The organism is Nitrosomonas sp. Is35, assembly GCF_033063295.1.
GTDB lineage: Bacteria > Pseudomonadota > Gammaproteobacteria > Burkholderiales > Nitrosomonadaceae > Nitrosomonas.
The window spans coordinates 2,149,319-2,168,170 of sequence record NZ_JAWJZH010000001.1 but is presented as its reverse complement, the minus strand read 5'-3'; the positions used below and the strand labels follow the sequence as shown (position 1 = coordinate 2,168,170).

Genomic DNA, 18,852 nt, shown 5'->3' with positions numbered 1-18,852 from the left:
CACAAGAATTTTAGCCGATGGTCAATATAGAAATCGACGGTAAGCAAGTATCTGTTCCTAAAGGAAGCACCATCATGGATGGTGCGAAGCAGATTGGTGTTTATATTCCACATTTTTGCTACCATAAAAAATTATCCATAGCAGCCAACTGCCGTATGTGTTTGGTTCAAGTAGAGAAAGCGCCTAAACCGCTGCCTGCGTGTGCAACACCCGTTATGGATGGCATGAAGGTATATACACACTCTCAGCAAGCAGTTACTGCGCAAAAAGGCGTGATGGAATTTCTGCTGATCAATCATCCGCTCGACTGTCCGATCTGCGATCAAGGCGGTGAGTGTCAGCTGCAAGATCTTGCTGTAGGGTACGGTGCAAGCGGTTCGCGATATACCGAAGCAAAGCGAGTTGTTGTTAACAAGAATCTGGGTCCGTTGATTTCAACCGATATGACGCGCTGTATTCATTGCACGCGTTGTGTGCGCTTTGGTCAGGAAATTGCTGGAATTATGGAACTTGGAATGGCCGGACGTGGAGAGCATTCTGAAATTCTAGCTTTTGTTGGCAAAACGGTTGACTCCGAGTTGTCGGGTAATGTGATTGATCTCTGTCCAGTTGGTGCTTTGGTCAGTAAACCGTTCCGATATTCAGCGCGAACCTGGGAATTATCACGTAGAAAATCAATTAGTCCGCATTGCGGCTTAGGTTCTAATCTTGTTGTACAGGTCAAACAAAACCGTGTCATGCGGGTGCTTCCTCGAGATAATGAGGCGATTAATGAGTGTTGGTTATCTGATAAAGACCGGTTCTCTTATGAAGGTTTAAATTCGGAAGACAGATTGACGCGACCCATGATCAAGCGTGACGGGCAATGGTTTGAATGTGACTGGCAAGAAGCTTTGGAATTTACCGCGCATTCGTTACAAGCAGTCAAACAAAGACATGGTGCAAAAAGTTTAGCAGCACTCGGTTCTGCGCACAGCACATCGGAAGAGCTGTATTTGCTGCAGAAGCTGATACGCGCTATGGGTAGCGGCAACATTGATCATCGCTTGCGGCAATCTGATTTTCGTGCGGATAACAATATGCTGGGTGTTCCGTGGTTGGGTACCAGTATCGCGAATATCTCACAATTGAAGTCCGCGTTAATTATCGGTAGTACGCTACGCAAAGATCATCCGCTTATTGCGCAACGATTGCGTCAAGCTGCTAAAAATGGCATGAAGCTGAATATTGTGAATCCGGTTGATGATGACTTGTTGGTCAAGGTTGCACATAAAGTAATAGTTTCTCCGGCTTCAATAACCAGAGTTTTAGCAGAAATACTAAAAGCTGCTGCTGAGATTAAAGGAACCGAACTAACTGATGAATTAAAGCAATTTATTAATTCAATCAACATCCCTAGCACTGCTAATGCTTTCGCAATTGCTTCGAGCTTGATAGAAAATGTGCCGGCAGCGATTTATTTGGGAAATATTTCGCAACACCATCCTGATTATTCAATAATTAGCCTGCTTGCAGATTCAATTGCCCGAATAGTCGGCGCGAGTTATGGCGTATTGGGTGAATCTGCGAATAGTGTTGGTGCTTATTTGGCTGGTGCCATTCCGGGAATCGGCGCTATATCGATCGCTGCAAAACTAAATCACATTGAATCAGGATTAACCGCAGCGCAAATGCTGGGATCCGATGATGATCCGGCGAAAGAAAAATGTAAGGCATTCATATTAATGAATGTGGAACCGGAGTTTGATACTTACAATTCTCATCAAGCCCTTAAAACCATCAAATCAAGTGAATTTGTAGTATCGCTTACTACATATCAAGGTAACGGTAAAGATTATGCGGATGTATTGCTGCCGATAACCCCATTTACCGAAACTTCTGGCACTTATGTCAACACAGAAGGTAAAGTGCAAAGCTTTAACGGTGTTGTTTCGCCACAAGGAGAAGCACGGCCGGCTTGGAAAGTTTTGCGTGTATTGGGGAATTTGCTAGGGTTGGAAAAATTTGATTATGAAACGGCAGAACAAGTTCGTGAAGAAATTTTCCCTGCCGGTGTAGAAATCAATCAGTATCTGAATAATAAATCCAAGCGTTACGATACTGCGATTGCGATAAATGAAAGCCATCATATACAGCGTATTGGCGAAATCCCAATTTATCAAGCTGACCCGATTGTTCGCCGGGCAGAATCCTTGCAAGCTACGCATGATGCGGCTCCACCAAAAGCTTGGATGCCAACAGCATTGCTGGAAAATTTAGGTATTGCTGCGGGTGATCAGGTAAGAATTAAACAGGGAGAAGGATTTGTGCAGCTTGAAGCCGCTCAAGATGAGAAATTGCCGGTGAATTGTATACGCATAGCAGGTGCTCATCCTAAGACGGTTGCACTGGGTGCCTTGTTTGGTGAAATTGTGCTGGAAAAACTGTGATGGCGATGGTTGGAGTTTATTAATGGAGAACATTCAACAACAGTTTGTGGAAATATTCGGAACGGAATGGGGTTCCATGCTGTTTTCGTTAGCGACAAACATGACATTTATTTTTGCCATTGTGGTGCCCTTGCTATTGGGTGTTGCCTATTTGACATTTGCTGAACGTAAGATTATCGCTTACATGCAAATTCGCGTTGGTCCAAATAGAGTGACCTTTTTTGGCATACCTTGGTTGCGTGGATGGGGTCAGCCGATTGCTGACGCTGTAAAAGCAATCATGAAGGAAATAGTCATTCCAACGGGTGCAAACAAGTTCCTTTTTATTTTGGCTCCAGTGTTAACGATTATGCCAGCGTTGGCGGCCTGGGCGGTAATTCCTTTTTCTCCTGAATTAATCCTGGCTGATATTAATGCAGGGCTGCTTTATATTCTTGCAATGACATCAATGGGCATTTACGGCATTATCATTGCTGGTTGGGCATCGAACTCTAAGTATGCTTTTTTAGGAGCCATGCGCTCGGCGGCTCAAGTGGTTTCATATGAATTGGCGATGGGTTTTGCCTTGGTGTGTGTGTTGATGATGTCACAAAGCTTGAATCTGGGCGATATCGTGAATGGGCAACAGGGTAATAGTTTTTTGAACTGGTATTTGATTCCGCTATTCCCGATGTTTCTGGTTTATTTAATTTCGGGTGTGGCTGAAACCAACAGGGCTCCTTTTGATGTGGCTGAAGGAGAGTCAGAAATTGTGGCGGGATTCCATGTTGATTACTCAGGCATGGCCTTTACAGTATTTTTCCTGGCTGAATATTCCAACATGATATTGGTAGCCACATTGACATCCATCATGTTTCTAGGTGGGTGGTTACCTCCTGTCGATATAGCACCGTTTACACTAATACCGGGCATTATTTGGTTATTATTAAAAATTGCATTTATTCTTTTCTTTTTTCTATGGTTTCGTGCAACCTTCCCGCGCTATCGATATGATCAAATTATGCGATTGGGTTGGAAAATATTTATTCCCATTACGCTTGTTTGGATTGTTTTGTTGGGCTCGATCATGCAATTACCGGAATCGATACGGAACACATTTCCGTTGAATATTTGGTTTTAAAATAGAGAAAAATACAATGGATCGCATCAAAAAATTTTTTAGTACCTTTTTGTTATTTGAGCTATTAAAAGGTATGGCGGTTACAGGCCGGTATTTATTCAAACCAAAGATAACTGTACATTTTCCAGAGGAAAAAACACCACAATCGCCACGATTTCGTGGCCTGCATGCCCTGCGTCGCTATCCAAACGGGGAAGAGCGCTGCATTGCTTGCAAATTGTGCGAGGCTGTTTGCCCAGCGATGGCAATAACCATTGACTCAGAGCAACGTGCAGATGGCACGAGACGGACTACACGTTATGACATTGATTTAAGTAAATGTATTTTTTGTGGTTTTTGTGAAGAATCTTGTCCGGTAGATTCAATTGTAGAAACACGCATATTGGAGTATCACGGCGAAAAAAGAGGTGATCTGATCTATACCAAAGAAATGTTGTTAGCTATTGGAGATCGTTACGAAGAACAGATTGCCAAAGATCGAGAAGCTGATGCACGTTATCGCTGAATCTTGCTGGTAGATAAAAATGAATTTTCAAGATATTTTATTTTATATTTTTTCAGCCATTTTGGTTGCGTCAGCACTGGGTGTTATTACGGTGCGAAATCCAGTTAATTCGGCGTTATTATTGGTGCTGGCTTTTGTTACTTGCGCAGGCTTATGGTTGCTGCTGGAAGCAGAGTTTTTAGCAATAGCCTTGGTGCTGGTATACGTCGGCGCAGTCATGGTATTGTTTTTATTCGTGGTTATGATGCTCGATATCAATCTGGATCGATTGCGGGAAGGATTTTGGAAATGGTTTCCGTTTGGTGCGACGATTGTATTGATAATAGTCGCGGAAATATCGATGGTGTTGATGGGTAAATATTTTGGACTCGAAGAAATGCCGGTACCCAGACCGCACGATGCTGATTATAGTAACACCAGAGAACTGGGGCGCTTGATTTATACGGAATATGTTTATGCTTTTGAATTAGCGGCAGTGCTGTTATTGGTTGCGATGGTTGCGGCCATTGCACTGACATTGCGGCATCGCGAAGATAAAAGATCACCGAATCCATCCAAACAAGTCAAAGTCAGAAAAGAAGATCGGTTACGTATAGTAACAATGCCAGCTGAAAAAAAGGAATGAAGGAATCATTCCAAAAAATTTGTGACGATTTATAAAATATAAAAAAGAGGTTGTTGGTTTGATATCGTTATCTCATTATTTAGTCCTCGGAGCAATTTTGTTTGCCATTGGCTTAGTTGGCATTTTTCTTAACAGAAAGAATGTCATTATTTTACTAATGTCGATTGAATTGATGTTATTGGCTGTCAATATGAATTTTGTTGCATTTTCGCACTACCTGCAGGATATTTCGGGGCAAATCTTTGTGTTCTTCATTCTGACCGTTGCAGCAGCAGAATCAGCAATTGGATTGGCGATTCTTGTGGTGTTGTTTCGTAATATGCGGACGATTAATGTGGATGATCTGGATGAACTTAAAGGTTAAACAGGCCACGCAGAACAATTGAAGTACCTATCATTAATAGAAAATAATTGATCGAGATGCAAAAACTTTACTTACTGGTGCCGCTAGCTCCGTTGATCGGTGCAATTATAGCTGGATTATTCGGACGTTTTATAGGACCGACATGGAGTCATCGAGCAACTATCGGATTGGTTTTTGTTTCCTTAGTCGCATCGATCATTATTTTTTTAGATGTCCTGGAAGGTAACAGTTATAACGGTAGTGTTTATACTTGGTTAATTTCAGGTGAAACGCGATTTGAAGTTGGTTTTTTAATCGACCAATTAACCGCAACCATGATGGTTGTAGTCAGTTTGGTTTCTCTTATGGTGCATATCTATACCATTGGGTATATGCATGACGATCCAGGTTATCAACGTTTCTTCAGTTATATCTCATTGTTTACCTTTTCGATGATGATGCTGGTGATGTCGAATAATTTCTTACAGTTATTTTTCGGCTGGGAAGCAGTTGGCTTGGTTTCTTATTTATTAATTGGCTTTTGGTATACTCGCCCGACTGCAATTTATGCCAACTTAAAGGCTTTTTTAGTTAACCGCGTTGGTGATTTTGGCTTTCTTTTAGGGATTGCGTTGGTGTTAATGCATTTTGGCACCTTGGATTATGCATCGGTTTTTGCACAAGCACCGGGAATAGTAGACGAAAAGGTTGAATTAGTCCCCGGTATGCCATGGCTGGTGATAACGCTGATTTGTATCCTATTGTTTGTTGGTGCAATGGGTAAATCTGCGCAATTTCCACTGCATGTGTGGCTACCTGATTCTATGGAAGGCCCCACTCCAATTTCAGCATTGATCCATGCGGCTACTATGGTGACAGCAGGCATTTTCATGGTGGCGCGCATGTCCCCTCTATTTGAGTTGTCGGATATCGCACTAACCACAATTTTGATTATTGGCGGTATTACCACCTTATTTATGGCATTGGTTGCGGTGGTTCAGAATGATATCAAACGGGTTGTCGCGTATTCCACATTATCCCAGTTAGGCTATATGACGGTTGCATTGGGCGCTTCCGCTTATTCGGCTGCGATTTTCCACTTGATGACTCATGCTTTTTTTAAAGCTGTTTTATTCTTGGGCGCGGGCTCAGTCATCATAGCCATGCATCATGAGCAAAATATGCAGAAAATGGGTGGACTTAAAAGTTATATGCCTATTACTTATTTGACGATGTTTATCGCAGCATTAGCGAGTGCCGGTGTGCCCGGTTTTTCCGGCTTTTTCTCTAAGGATGCAATCATTGAGGCTGTTCATTTTGCCAATATCCCAGGTGCCGGTTTCGCGTATTTCTGTGTATTGGCAACGGTTTTTGTCACCGCATTGTACACATTCCGTTTGATATTCATGACATTTCATGGCAAACCTAGAATGGATAAGCATACCAAAGATCATCTGCATGAGTCACCTTGGGTGGTTACTTTACCATTGATGGTCCTTGCTGTACCGACAATAGCAGCCGGATGGTTTATCGGTCCGATCGTTTTTGGTGATTATTTTAATAATGTAATTCATGTCTTGCCACAACACGATGCGATCGTGAAATTAGGAGCAGAATTTACCGGAATTTTTGGCATGATGTTGCATGCTTTATCGACGATACCTTTCTGGCTGTCAGTTGCGGGTATATTCACTGCTTGGTTTTTATATAACGTGAGAACTGATATTCCTGAAAAAATTAAAGTCCGCTGTGGTTTCTTATATAACTTGCTGGATCGTAAATACTACATTGATGAATTGTATTCATGGTTATTTGCTGGCGGTTCTCGCGCTTTGGGGACAGCTTTATGGAAGTATGGCGATATTAAGGTGATTGATGGTTTCTTTGTGAACGGTGCAGCTCGAGTAGTTGCACTATCAGCAGCTTTGGTACGGCAGTATCAGACAGGTTATATCTATCATTATGCATTCACTATGATTGTCGGTATATTTGTTATCTTGACGCTATGGCTTTACTAACTTTCAAGATAGTAGTGAATCCTAAATAGCAATAATTCGAATACGTAAATAAGTACTAACAAATAAAACGGAATAAGCATGTCGTTTGAATTCCCACTATTGAGCTTGATTATTTGGCTGCCCATTGTTTTTGGTATTGCCGTTTTTGCAACTGGAAAAGACAGTAACGCGCAACTCGCTCGCTGGTTAGCGCTGGCAGGATCGATATTCGGTTTTCTGGTTGCAATCCCGCTGTATAGCAATTTTGATGTCGCCACAGGTGCAATGCAGTTTGTGGAAAATCATGTTTGGTTTGAACGATTCAATGTGAATTATCACCTGGGAGTGGATGGCATATCGATGCCACTCATTTTGTTAAACTGTTTCATCACCCCATTGGTTGTTGTCGCCGGATGGGAAGTTATTAAAGAACGTGTATCTCAATATATGGGCGCGTTCCTTGTCATGTCCGGTATTGTGAATGGTGTTTTTGCTTCGCTGGATGCTATGCTGTTTTATGTGTTTTGGGAGGCTTCGTTGATTCCAATGTTTTTGATCATTGGTATCTGGGGTGGCCCTAATCGGGTTTATGCCGCAATCAAGTTTTTCCTATATACATTGCTTGGTTCCCTGCTCATGCTGATCGCACTTATTTATTTGTATCAAGCATCGGAAGGTAGCTTCTCGATTGAGGATTATCACAAACTAGCTATTCCACTGACACCGCAGATTTTTATATTTATTGCATTTTTGCTGGCTTTTGCAGTTAAAGTACCAATGTGGCCGGTGCATACCTGGTTACCGGATGCGCACGTTGAAGCGCCAACTGGAGGATCTGTCGTTTTAGCGGCAATTCTGTTGAAGCTTGGCGGATACGGATTTCTACGTTTCTCGTTACCGATAGCGCCCGATGCCAGTCTTTATCTGGCCGACATGATGATAGCGCTGTCTTTAATAGCCGTTGTGTATATCGGTTTGATCGCACTAATGCAAGCCGACATGAAAAAACTGATTGCTTATTCATCTGTGGCGCATATGGGATTTGTGACCTTAGGTTTCTTTTTGTTGAATACCTATGGAATAGAAGGTGCCATGGTGCAAATGATTTCTCATGGCTTTATTTCTGGTGCCATGTTCCTTTGTGTCGGTGTGTTGTATGACCGGTTACATTCTCGGCAAATTGCAGATTATGGTGGGGTAGTGAATAAAATGCCTGCATTTGCAGCATTTTTTATGTTGTTTGCAATGGCGAATGCTGGATTACCTGGAACGAGCGGGTTTGTTGGGGAATTCATGGTCATCATGAGTGCCGTCAAAGTTAATTTTTGGTATGCATTCCTGGCTGCAACAACACTGATATTTGGCGCGGCTTATACATTGTGGATGTATAAACGAGTAATATTCGGTGCCATTGCAAATCCTGCAGTTGAAGGTTTGCAGGACATATCCAAACGTGAATTTGCATTATTGGCCATTTTGGCTATCACCGTATTATGGTTTGGTGTGTATCCCTACCCGCTAACTGAGGTCATGCATACGACAGTTGATCAATTGTTATCGCATGTTAACAACAGCAAACTTTAAATAAATCAATCCGAGACAGTAATAATTCCTGATATAAGTATTTCCTCATATAAGGATTAAGAATTAATGAATTTTATACCACCTGATTTTGCGCCAGCTTCTTCTGAGATATTTATGCTCATCATGGTGTGCGTCGTTATGCTGGCTGATCTTACAGCGGGTGACAGTCGACGTTATGTCGCTTATCTGTTGACGCAGGTAACGCTATTGGGTTGTGCGATACTGACCTTCGTATCATTTTCAACAGAAATTAAACACACTTTCCATGGGATGTATGTTGACGATACGATGGCTGATATCTTGAAACTGATGGTGTATGGCACTGTTTCGGCGGTACTCGTGTATTCCCATGCGTATATAAGTGATCGCGGTATGCTGCGAGGCGAATTTTTCAGCTTGATTTTGTTTGCAACCTTGGGAATGACGGTGATGATTTCCGCCAGTCATTTTCTAACATTGTATATTGGCTTAGAGTTACTTTCGTTATCGTTGTATGCATTGGTGGCATTAAGGCGCGAGTCTATCGTAGCTACGGAAGCTGCTATGAAATTCTTCGTGTTAGGCGCTTTAGCATCCGGATTTTTGCTGTATGGCATGTCGATGGTCTATGGAGCGACCGGAACCTTGCATGTTTCACAACTTGCTCAAATTATTCAAAGCGAAGCAAGTAGCAAAGAAGTATTGGTCGTTGGCTTGGTGTTCATAGTAGCCGGTATCAGTTTCAAGCTTAGTGCTGCGCCTTTTCATATGTGGGCTCCTGATGTTTATCAAGGTTCTCCCACGGCAGTAACGTTATTTATCGGTTCCGCGCCAAAATTGGCAGCGTTTGGCTTTGTAATGCGTCTGCTGGTTGAAGGTATGGGTGAAATGGTCTCGGATTGGCAAGGCATGTTAGTGATTCTGGCTGTTCTGTCGATGGCTGTGGGTAATTTAGCCGCGATCGCTCAGACCAATATCAAACGTATGCTTGCGTACTCAACCATTTCCCATATGGGCTTCTTATTGCTTGGATTTATCAGTGCAGATTCAAACGGGTATAGCTCAGCATTATTCTATGTCATTGCCTATGTATTAATGACGTTAGGCACTTTTGCCATGATCATGTTGCTTTGCCGGAGCGGATTTGAGGCTGAAAATATTGATGATTTCAAAGGACTTAGTAGAAGAAGCCCCTGGTATGCTTTCATTACGTTACTGCTGATGCTTTCGCTGGCAGGCATACCGCCGATGATTGGGTTCTATGCGAAATTTGCCGTGTTGCAAGCAGTTGTCAATGCAGGATATGTTTGGCTGGCGGTTGCAGCGGTATTGTTCTCACTGATTGGCGCATTTTACTATCTGCGTATAATTAAACTGATGTATTTTGATGAACCTGAAACAACAGAGCCGCTTGTACCTAACAGTGATGTGAAGATTTTGTTGAGCGCCAATGGTTTTGCTGTGTTAGCGCTGGGTATATTTCCTCAATCCTTGATGGGATTGAGTCTTTACGCAATCCAAAGCTCTATGTAGTAATGCAATCGATATCGGGTGTATGCAGGTGACACCTTTGTGATGATTCCACAATGACTACTCAAAGTAACGATCATAGTTAATTGAGTAGTCATTTCTTTCTAATTTTCCATTCCAGCTTTACTCTTTATTTACTGTTTTCCAAAAAATATTTTTTGGAAAACTCGCCAGATTAATTGAAAATATTAATTTGTCATCAGATCATCTTGAATTTCTCGATGTAATCCCCATAACTACGCAAAATATTTGAGGAGATAAACGTGCAAGCTGAAACAACCAAAGAACAATTAAGCTTCCAAACGGAAGCGAAACAATTGCTTAAACTCATGATTCATTCCTTATACAGTAATAAGGAAATTTTCTTGCGTGAATTGATTTCAAACGCTTCCGATGCCGCTGATAAATTGCGTTTCGAGGGGCTCACTGATGCGGCACTGTATGAAACTGATTCCGATCTTAAAATCCGTGTAAGTTACGATGCTGACGAACGAGTAATCACCATTTCCGATAATGGCATTGGGATGTCGCGGCAAGAAGTTATTGACCATATTGGAACCATCGCGAAATCGGGTACTCGCGAATTCTTTAATTCTTTAACTGGCGATCAAGCTAAAGATGCGCATTTAATCGGTCAATTCGGTGTTGGTTTTTATTCCGCATTTATCATTGCTGATAAAGTCACTCTGATCACCCGGCGTGCAGGATTGACTGCAGAGCACGGCGTGCGCTGGGAATCCAGCGGTGAGGGGGATTACACTCTGGAGACCGTCGCAAAGCCTGGACGAGGTACCGACGTCATCTTGCATCTGCGCAAGGACGAGGACGATTTTCTCAACGGCATGCGTATTCGCAATATCATTCGCAAATATTCCGACCATATTACACTGCCGATCGTAATGAAAAAGGAAGAATGGTCGCAAGAAGAGAAGAAAAATAAAATTACCGATGAAGATGAGACGATTAACCAAGCTAATGCGCTGTGGGCACGTTCCAAGAATGATATTACCATTGATCAGTACAATGAATTTTATAAGCACGTGGCGCATGATTTTGAACCACCGCTGGCGTATCTGCATGCGCGCGTAGAAGGTAAACAAGAGTACACACAGCTGTTGTATATTCCTGCGCGTGCGCCTTTTGACTTATTCGATCGCGAACGCCGGCACGGTATCAAGTTATATGTGCAGCGGGTATTTATTATGGATGACGTAGAAAAATTGCTGCCAAATTACCTGCGTTTTGTTCGTGGTGTGATTGATTCTAATAATTTACCACTAAATGTGTCTCGTGAAATCTTGCAGGAATCCAAAGACATCGACTCAATCCGAGCTGGCGTGGTTAAAAAAGTATTGGGCTTGATCGAGGATTTGTCCAAAAGTGAGGATGAAGATGGAAAAGAAAAATATAAAACTTTCTACCGGGAATTTGGCCAAGTTCTAAAAGAAGGTGTTGGAGAAGATTTTTCTAACCGTGAGCGCATTGCGAAATTGTTGCGTTTTATTACCACACAGAGCGATGTCGACGAGCCAACGATTTCGCTGGAAGCTTATGTGCAGCGCATGAAAGAAGGTCAGGAAAAGATTTATTACGTAACGGCAGATAGCCTTAAGGCAGCTAAAAATAGCCCTCACTTGGAAGTGTTTCGTAAGAAAGGCATAGAAGTGTTATTACTATCGGATCGGGTGGATGAATGGTTGGTCAGCAATCTAACTGAGTTTGAAGGTAAGCCGTTGCAGTCAGTCGCCAAAGGTGGTTTGGATCTGGGAAATCTGGAGGATGAAGTCGAAAAAGAACAACGTGAAAAAGAAACCAACGCCTTCCAGGAACTAACAGAAAAAATGAAACAAACACTCAGTGAACAAGTAAAAGATGTGCGTGTTACTTTTCGCTTGACTGAATCGCCCGCTTGTCTCGTTGCGGATACCTATGATATGAGCGGTAATTTGGAAAGATTGCTGAAATCAGCAGGACAAAATGTGCCTCATGCCAAACCGATCCTGGAAATCAATCCGCATCATCCGATGGTGCAGCGATTGAAAAACGAGGTCGAAAATTTCGAGGATTGGAGTCATTTATTATTTGATCAGGCATTGTTGGCGGAAGGTGGTCAGCTTGAAGATCCAGCCGCTTTCGTGAAAAGGCTTAACGAATTGTTGCTACTGAAATCCTAAGTTTAATTCTGCTTCTCTACTTTCGATAATCTTCCGGCGTCATCGAGTTGATGCCGGAAGATTCAAATTTCTTCTGAAACTTCTATGTATTCCAACTGTCCATTCTTGGGACACAATAAATAGTATTCAACAATTTTTCAGTTAATAGCCGGGCACACAGTGGGTAGATCAACAAGAATTCAGGTCGTTGACGATTCGATCAAATCATATCAGGCTAAACTACTCGCGCCGTTTGCTGTTCTCGGTATCCGAACAGAAGAAGATTGGCTTACGGCCATTGATTATTTGCCCGTTGACACACCACTATTAGCACCACAGACTTTGTTAGCAAGAGAAGTATGCCGGCAACTGAAAGCCTATCTCAACGAGCCCGATTTTGTTTTTGATTTAAGTTTACATATCAGCGGTACAACCCATCAACAGCGTGTCTGGCAAGCGATTCAGGCAATTCCGAGTGGAGCAACCAGCAGTTATGCTGAAATTGCAGCGCAACTCCATTCCGCACCCAGGGCAGTAGGCGGGGCATGCGGCGCTAACCGGATTCCGATTGTAATACCTTGCCATCGTGTTATTGCCAAAAATGGCGGGTTAGGAGGCTTTATGAATGCGAGCGAAGGCAACCCTTTAGAAATCAAGCGTTGGTTATTGCGCCATGAGAGCACCTGAACTAAACGCCGGTCTGCTCGACGAATTTTCCGACGCCTTATGGTTGGAAGATGGTTTGTCGCGGAACACACTGGACAGCTATCGCAATGATTTACAGTTATTTGGTGAATGGCTCAGAAAACGCAATCAAGGTAATAGTGTGCTAACCGACGCAACGCACTCCGATTTGCTTGAATTTTTGGCATCCAGAGTATCCGCCAAGATCAAGGCGAGCACTACCAGCCGGGAATTATCCAGTCTGAAGCGCTTCTATCGTTTTCTATTGCGTCAGGGAAAAATTACTACCGATCCCAGTCTCAATATCGAAACACCTAAATTGCAGCGCAGCTTGCCGGAAAGTTTGACAGAAAAAGAAGTGGACCTGTTGTTGAGTGCTCCTGACTTGCAGCATCCGCTTGGCTTGCGTGATCGTGCCATGCTGGAGGTGTTGTATGCCAGTGGATTGCGCGTATCTGAGTTGATCAATTTAAGATACTCGCAAGTGAGCATGGATATGGGGGTTTTGCGGGTCATGGGAAAGGGCAGAAAGGAGCGTCTTGCGCCGCTGGGTGAAGAGTCTCTCGAATGGCTAAGCCGATATACTAAAGAAGCCAGACCTGCACTGCTAAATGGCATTGTTACAGATACCATATTTGTCACAGCACGCGGTGCAGCTATGACGCGCCAAGCGTTCTGGTACCTTATCAAACGTTATGCGCAGATTATCGGGATAGATAAACAGTTATCTCCGCATACTTTGCGTCACGCCTTTGCCACACACCTATTGAATCATGGCGCCGATTTACGTGTTGTGCAGCTGCTATTGGGTCATGCCGATATTTCTACTACGCAGATTTACACGCATATTGCACGTGAGCGCCTGAAGCAGCTGCATGCCAAACACCATCCGCGGGGATAGTTTCCGGTTGTAATCCGGCGTTATTTTTTGGCCAATAGTACATAAAGCGCCAGAATTCCAAACCCCGCAAAAGCGATTAATGACCAATCCGGGATTGTCAGTGTTAAAAATTTCCAATCGATATTGGCGCAATCGCCATTAGCCTCAAACATTCCAGGCCACCAAGCGGCAATCGGTAAGGAATTTAGAAAAGCTTCTTCCGGACTGATGCCGCATTCAAATGCTTCCGGAAATCGTATTAACCACGCATGCCGTGCGGCAATGACTGCACCCGTCAGCGCGAATACGCTCAACAAGAAACCATAAATCCGCCGCCCGATCACTCCTGGCTTATGCAGAAACGCCATTAGTGCAGTCAATCCTAACATCCAGTAAGCAACGCGTTGTGCTACGCATAATGGACAAGGTAGTAATCCTTCCACATGCTGCAAGTATTGCGCGTAGCCTAGAAGACCGGTACAGCAAAGCAGAATAAATAAGAATAATAGTCTCATTTGTTTCTTCTCTCAATCGAATTGGTTGCTCAGTTTGTCCACAAAGTATTTGTGGATTTCAGATAGTTTGCTATGATGAACATATTCAGTTTATCGAATATTTAGAGTAGCACTGGAATTTACTTTTCATTTATTCAATCGAGGAAATTTGCCATGCGAACAAAGATATTGATTATAACGTTGATTACCTCTACTTTATTTGTCTCAAGTGCATCTATTGCAGAATTAGGGAAAATGGATAAAGCTGAAGCCCAGGCTACAACTAAATTCGATCATATCGGATTAGCTGAGATGTATGAAAAAGAAGCTAACGAAATGACTGCAAAAGCCAAGGCACAAAAAGAATTATTGGAAGAATATCGGCGTCATAGCGAGTATTACGGTCGAGAAGGTCAAGATTTCCAGGCGCACCACGAAGCTTTATTGCGGGAATATACAAAAGCAGCGGAGCGTAATACGGGAATGGCTGCTTCACACCGGAAAATGGCCAAGTAAGCAGAAATATGGGTAAATGGTCATTTCATTTTTCTTTCCAGATCGCATAAGCCAGCAATATCCAGGCGGTGAGGAATGAAACACCGCCGAAGGGTGTGATCATGCCAAGTGACCTTGTTCCGGTTACGCTCAGTGCGTAGAGACTGAAACTGAACAGCACAATGCCTGCCATCATCAACCAGCCTGACACCGGCATTAACCGGGATTTCGGGAAATGCAGCAGGAGCAGGCCGATGACAATAATTCCAAAGGCGTGATAAAAATGGTACTGCACACCGGTATGATAAACCGACAGCATATCGGCTGATAAAAACTGCTTTAAGCCATGTGCGCCGAAAGCGCCCAATGCGATGCATAAAACCGTATTCAGTATACCTAGGATCAGAAAAGTTTTTGGCATCGATAGTTTCGTCCTTGTTGTTCTTGTTAAGTGAGAGAAGTGAGAATTAAATGCCTGCGTTATGTCAGGAATCACCGGTTTTTGTGATATCCGCCTCACACGTTCCGTGCGCAAATTTTACCTGAATTCGATCGCCGTAATGAACTTGTTTGCTGTCACGAACGATGCTGCTGTTGGTGGTATACGTAATGCTGTACCCGCGTTCCAAAACCGATTGCGGATTTAAATGACATAATTGCGCTTGTACATGGTGCAGCTTAATCGCCAGGGTTTCAAAATAGCGGATAGAGGCAGCACGAAAACGTGCAATCGATTCTTTTTGCTGCTTTTCCATGTCAGTAATATTGGGGCTTGCTGCCATTAAGCGCTGATTGAATTCGAGTAATTTCCATTGTTTCCTTTCCACTTGATGCGCCCAAGTCGTACGGAAGCGGTCTTGCAGATGCTGCAAATGAATGGATTGCTGTTTGATGCGATCACCCGGATGAATTAAGCGATGCGACAGCATATCGGTACGCTGCATCGCATTTTCTATACGATGCAACGTAATACGGTACATGCGCTGGTGCAATGCATTCAGGCCCTGGCTTAATTCCTTATGATCCCGGCTAGCCAGTTCGGCGGCTGCCGTTGGCGTGGGGGCGCGAATGTCGGCAACAAAATCCGCGATGGTAAAATCAGTTTCATGCCCAATGCCACTGATAACCGGAATCTCACTGGCAGCTATGGCGGCTGCAACCATTTCTTCGTTGAATGCCCACAAATCTTCAATACTGCCGCCGCCGCGACACAGTATCAGCACATCACATTCCGCGCGCCGGTTTGCAACTGTGATGGCGTCCACAATGGTGCTGGCGGCGGTTTTACCTTGTACCAGCACCGGGTAGATGATCACCGGCAAGAATGGCATGCGGCGCCGCAATGTCGTCAGCACGTCGCGCAGTGCAGCCGTATCCGGGGAGGTGACGATACCGATGTGCTTTGGGAATGCGGGTAACGGTTTTTTCTTGACCGGATCAAACAATCCGGCTTTTTCCAGCTTGGCTTTAAGCTGCTCGAAAGCCTCAAATAATTCGCCCAATCCGGCGCGCCGGATTGTTTCAATATTGAGCTGAAAATCGCCGCGTGGTTCATAGAGGGTGACCAGAGCAAGCACTTCTACTTGCATGCCATCCTTTGGTTGCCAATCGATATATTGATTTCTGTGACTGAATAGCACACAACGGATTTGCGCATTGCTGTCCTTGAGGGAAAAATACCAATGACCGGACTGATAGCACTTCAAATTCGAGATCTCACCTTTGATCCACAGCAGCGGAATATTCTGTTCCAGGAATAGCTTGGTGCTGCTGTTCAGTTCGCTGACGGTAAGCACTTTATGCGTAAGACTGGATATTGGAAATAGATTCATCATAGAGATCGGCAATCTTCACCTGTTGATCGAAACAGAGCCGGTGTAGCGTTTAAGTCCTGGAGAATGCTATAATTTTAAAGTAAATTATTGTTTATTAATCAGTATCATTCGAGATTAAAAAATAATCAAACTAGAAAAAATGTTTGAATTGGGCAACTTAATTCTCGTATTGGTTACATACTCACAAACTTATCCACAGAAATTGTGGATAGAAAATCGGTATTTTTTTTGCAGCAAAACGGCGATCACGATACATTGCATGCCGAATCGAGCATCATTACGAAATCAATTAATCGGGTAATATAGTAAGCCACAGAATAATACCCGGATCTATATAGAGAGTGAGGAGATTATCACGTGTTATCGTTAATTCAAGCGGCCGGATGGCCAATCTGGCCGATCATCATTGCTTCTGTCGTGGCTTTGGGCATCATCGGGGAGCGCATGTGGACATTGCGGTTGCGTATTGTTTCACCAAAGGAATTGCTGCCCAGGGTGTTGAACGAATATAAACGTAATGGTGTGAATGCAGAGATGCTGGCGCGCTTACAGCAGCACTCGCCGCTGGGGCAAATTCTTGCCGCCGGGCTTAAAAATGTTAAAAGCACCCGCGAAGTGATGAAAGAATCCATTGAAGAATCGGGCCGGGTGATCGCGCACGATCTGAATCGCTATTTGACAACGCTGGGGACGATTGCGGCATTGAGTCCTTTGATGGGTTTGTTTGGAACATTGGTGGGTATGATCGAGATTTTCGGTTCGAATTCTCCAACGGGCAGCAACCCGGCGCAACTCGCATACGGAATTTCAGTCGCTTTGTATAATGCGGCTTTCGGGATACTGGTGGCGATTCCCAGCATGATTTTCTACCGTCATTTTCGCGCCAAAGTCGACGACATCGTCATTGAAATGGAATTGCAAGCTTTGAAGTTAGTCGAAATGGTTCACGGGGAACGAGAAAGCTGAGTAGTGCGTTCTTTAGCCTAGTGCACACCCTCAACAAGATTAATCCGGAGCATAAAGCATATCCGGTCAAAAACCGGAATAGCTGAGGCAGCAAAACATGATGTCAAAGTAGTAGTGTATACTTCGGCTGGATTAATTTTTGACTGGAAAAATGACACAAGAACAGGCGGGTAGCAATAGTAAATGGAGCTCGCCGTTATCAGTTGATTCAGAAGCCAGAAGTTTATTTGCTCAGATCATCCGCAGAGCGGATCAATGGTTTTTCTGCTATGAAATTTACAGGTTAATTGTTTTACACGTAAATGAATGAGAATATTCGTATCTTGAGAAATACAAATTCGATAATTAATCATAGCCGCTTAATGGTTGTTTTATTGTTTATCAGCATTGTTGCTTTGCAAGGCTGTGTATCAGCTCCAAAAAATAGCAATCAGGATTTGGATCCGGCCGACCCGCACGAAAAAATTAATCGCGCTTCCTACGATATTACCGACAAAGTGGATCGGACCGTGTTTGTGCCGATTGTGAATGCTTACATTGATTATGTTCCCAATGCTGCGCAGCGGTCGATCGGAAATTTCTACGATAATTTGTCTTATCCGAACGTTGCACTGAATTCTTTTCTGCAGGGAAAAGTGACGCAGGGTGCCTCGGATACCTTACGTTTTTTTGTGAATTCAACAGTCGGCATGTTCGGACTTTTTGATATGGCGACGCATATGGGGCTGCAAAAGCATGATGAGGATTTCGGCCAAACGCTGGGTGTCTGGGGAGTAAATCCAGGATCTTATCTGTTTATTCCGCTCGTGGGGCCCAGCAGTGAACGTGACGTCACGAATATTCCCGTCGGTATTTTCACCAATGTGCTTTTTTATGCCGGTCTTGTGGTGGGTTCCTACTTCGCGGCTCCTCTGACCATTCTGGGGGCGATCGATAAGCGCGCGCGCTTGATCGGTCCGATGCGAATTCGCGATGAAGCTGCAATCGATCCCTATTTGTTTGTGCGGGAAGCCTCGTTGCAACAACGCGAATTTCTCGTGCATGATGGCAAACTGCCATTAGATCTTTATGACTATGAGCATTTTCAGGATAATCCTTTTGAAAAAGACGGAAAAAAGCAAAAGTAACGAGCCGGTATAATCATCGTTTCATGGCTTTTGCAGCAAGGCATCGGCAGGAAGCCGCTCTTATGTAAAAATAAAATCAGTTTGGATCGCAGCAAGTGTTTTATCC

Annotated in this window: 17 protein-coding genes; 14 read left to right on the top strand and 3 right to left on the bottom strand. The window is 43.6% G+C overall.

Going from position 1 to position 18,852, the window contains the following annotated elements:
* Nucleotides 1-17: 17 nt before the first annotated feature.
* The 11 genes from nuoG to xerD all read left to right on the top strand — a co-directional run bounded on the left by nuoG (nucleotide 18) and on the right by xerD (nucleotide 13,850).
* On the top strand, nucleotides 18-2,429 hold the full coding sequence (nuoG, locus tag R2083_RS10245; RefSeq protein WP_317538388.1) for an NADH-quinone oxidoreductase subunit NuoG: 2,412 nt from the start codon (nucleotides 18-20) through the stop codon (nucleotides 2,427-2,429).
* Between the two features lie 22 nt (nucleotides 2,430-2,451).
* Nucleotides 2,452-3,549 (top strand): NADH-quinone oxidoreductase subunit NuoH, encoded by a 1,098-nt coding sequence (gene nuoH / locus R2083_RS10240; RefSeq protein ID WP_132429014.1) that lies wholly within the window; start codon nucleotides 2,452-2,454, stop codon nucleotides 3,547-3,549.
* A 16-nt stretch (nucleotides 3,550-3,565) separates the two neighbouring features.
* Complete coding sequence (gene nuoI, locus R2083_RS10235; RefSeq protein WP_132429016.1) at nucleotides 3,566-4,054, top strand: NADH-quinone oxidoreductase subunit NuoI; 489 nt, start codon at nucleotides 3,566-3,568, stop codon at nucleotides 4,052-4,054.
* A 19-nt stretch (nucleotides 4,055-4,073) separates the two neighbouring features.
* Nucleotides 4,074-4,679, top strand: coding sequence for an NADH-quinone oxidoreductase subunit J (locus R2083_RS10230; RefSeq protein ID WP_317538387.1), 606 nt, complete (start codon nucleotides 4,074-4,076; stop codon nucleotides 4,677-4,679).
* 58 nt (nucleotides 4,680-4,737) lie between these two features.
* Nucleotides 4,738-5,043, top strand: a complete 306-nt coding sequence (nuoK, locus tag R2083_RS10225) for an NADH-quinone oxidoreductase subunit NuoK (RefSeq protein WP_090319128.1) — start codon at nucleotides 4,738-4,740, stop codon at nucleotides 5,041-5,043.
* A 56-nt stretch (nucleotides 5,044-5,099) separates the two neighbouring features.
* On the top strand, nucleotides 5,100-7,040 hold the full coding sequence (gene nuoL, locus R2083_RS10220) for an NADH-quinone oxidoreductase subunit L (RefSeq protein ID WP_317538386.1): 1,941 nt from the start codon (nucleotides 5,100-5,102) through the stop codon (nucleotides 7,038-7,040).
* Between the two features lie 78 nt (nucleotides 7,041-7,118).
* On the top strand, nucleotides 7,119-8,603 hold the full coding sequence (locus tag R2083_RS10215; RefSeq protein WP_317531187.1) for an NADH-quinone oxidoreductase subunit M: 1,485 nt from the start codon (nucleotides 7,119-7,121) through the stop codon (nucleotides 8,601-8,603).
* 66 nt (nucleotides 8,604-8,669) lie between these two features.
* A complete protein-coding gene (gene nuoN, locus R2083_RS10210) occupies nucleotides 8,670-10,115 on the top strand; it encodes an NADH-quinone oxidoreductase subunit NuoN (protein ID WP_317538385.1) in 1,446 nt (481 codons plus the stop codon).
* Nucleotides 10,116-10,375: 260 nt separating this feature from the next.
* The gene (gene htpG, locus R2083_RS10205) at nucleotides 10,376-12,286 is read left to right on the top strand and encodes a molecular chaperone HtpG (protein WP_317531185.1); all 1,911 of its coding nucleotides are present in this window, start codon (nucleotides 10,376-10,378) and stop codon (nucleotides 12,284-12,286) included.
* A 159-nt stretch (nucleotides 12,287-12,445) separates the two neighbouring features.
* On the top strand, nucleotides 12,446-12,952 hold the full coding sequence (locus tag R2083_RS10200) for a methylated-DNA--[protein]-cysteine S-methyltransferase (protein WP_317538384.1): 507 nt from the start codon (nucleotides 12,446-12,448) through the stop codon (nucleotides 12,950-12,952).
* Nucleotides 12,939-13,850, top strand: a complete 912-nt coding sequence (xerD, locus tag R2083_RS10195) for a site-specific tyrosine recombinase XerD (protein ID WP_317531183.1) — start codon at nucleotides 12,939-12,941, stop codon at nucleotides 13,848-13,850. Before R2083_RS10200 ends, xerD begins: the two co-directional genes overlap by 14 nt.
* Nucleotides 13,851-13,870: 20 nt before the next feature.
* On the opposite strand, the gene R2083_RS10190 is transcribed toward xerD, so the two are convergent.
* Complete coding sequence (locus tag R2083_RS10190; protein ID WP_317531182.1) at nucleotides 13,871-14,344, bottom strand: disulfide bond formation protein B; 474 nt, start codon at nucleotides 14,342-14,344, stop codon at nucleotides 13,871-13,873.
* Between the two features lie 153 nt (nucleotides 14,345-14,497).
* Between R2083_RS10190 and R2083_RS10185 the strand changes: the two genes are divergently transcribed.
* The gene (locus R2083_RS10185) at nucleotides 14,498-14,839 is read left to right on the top strand and encodes a hypothetical protein (protein ID WP_317531181.1); all 342 of its coding nucleotides are present in this window, start codon (nucleotides 14,498-14,500) and stop codon (nucleotides 14,837-14,839) included.
* Between the two features lie 25 nt (nucleotides 14,840-14,864).
* On the opposite strand, the gene R2083_RS10180 is transcribed toward R2083_RS10185, so the two are convergent.
* Together R2083_RS10180 and xseA are read right to left on the bottom strand one after the other, a co-directional pair.
* Complete coding sequence (locus R2083_RS10180) at nucleotides 14,865-15,239, bottom strand: DUF423 domain-containing protein (protein ID WP_317531180.1); 375 nt, start codon at nucleotides 15,237-15,239, stop codon at nucleotides 14,865-14,867.
* Between the two features lie 64 nt (nucleotides 15,240-15,303).
* A complete protein-coding gene (gene xseA / locus R2083_RS10175) occupies nucleotides 15,304-16,650 on the bottom strand; it encodes an exodeoxyribonuclease VII large subunit (RefSeq protein WP_317538994.1) in 1,347 nt (448 codons plus the stop codon).
* Between the two features lie 360 nt (nucleotides 16,651-17,010).
* Here xseA and R2083_RS10170 point away from each other — a divergent pair, with 360 nt between their 5' ends.
* Nucleotides 17,011-17,619 (top strand): MotA/TolQ/ExbB proton channel family protein, encoded by a 609-nt coding sequence (locus R2083_RS10170; protein ID WP_317531179.1) that lies wholly within the window; start codon nucleotides 17,011-17,013, stop codon nucleotides 17,617-17,619.
* 374 nt (nucleotides 17,620-17,993) lie between these two features.
* Nucleotides 17,994-18,746: a VacJ family lipoprotein gene (locus tag R2083_RS10165; RefSeq protein WP_317531178.1), complete on the top strand. Its 753-nt coding sequence runs from the start codon at nucleotides 17,994-17,996 to the stop codon at nucleotides 18,744-18,746.
* Nucleotides 18,747-18,852 lie beyond the last annotated feature (106 nt).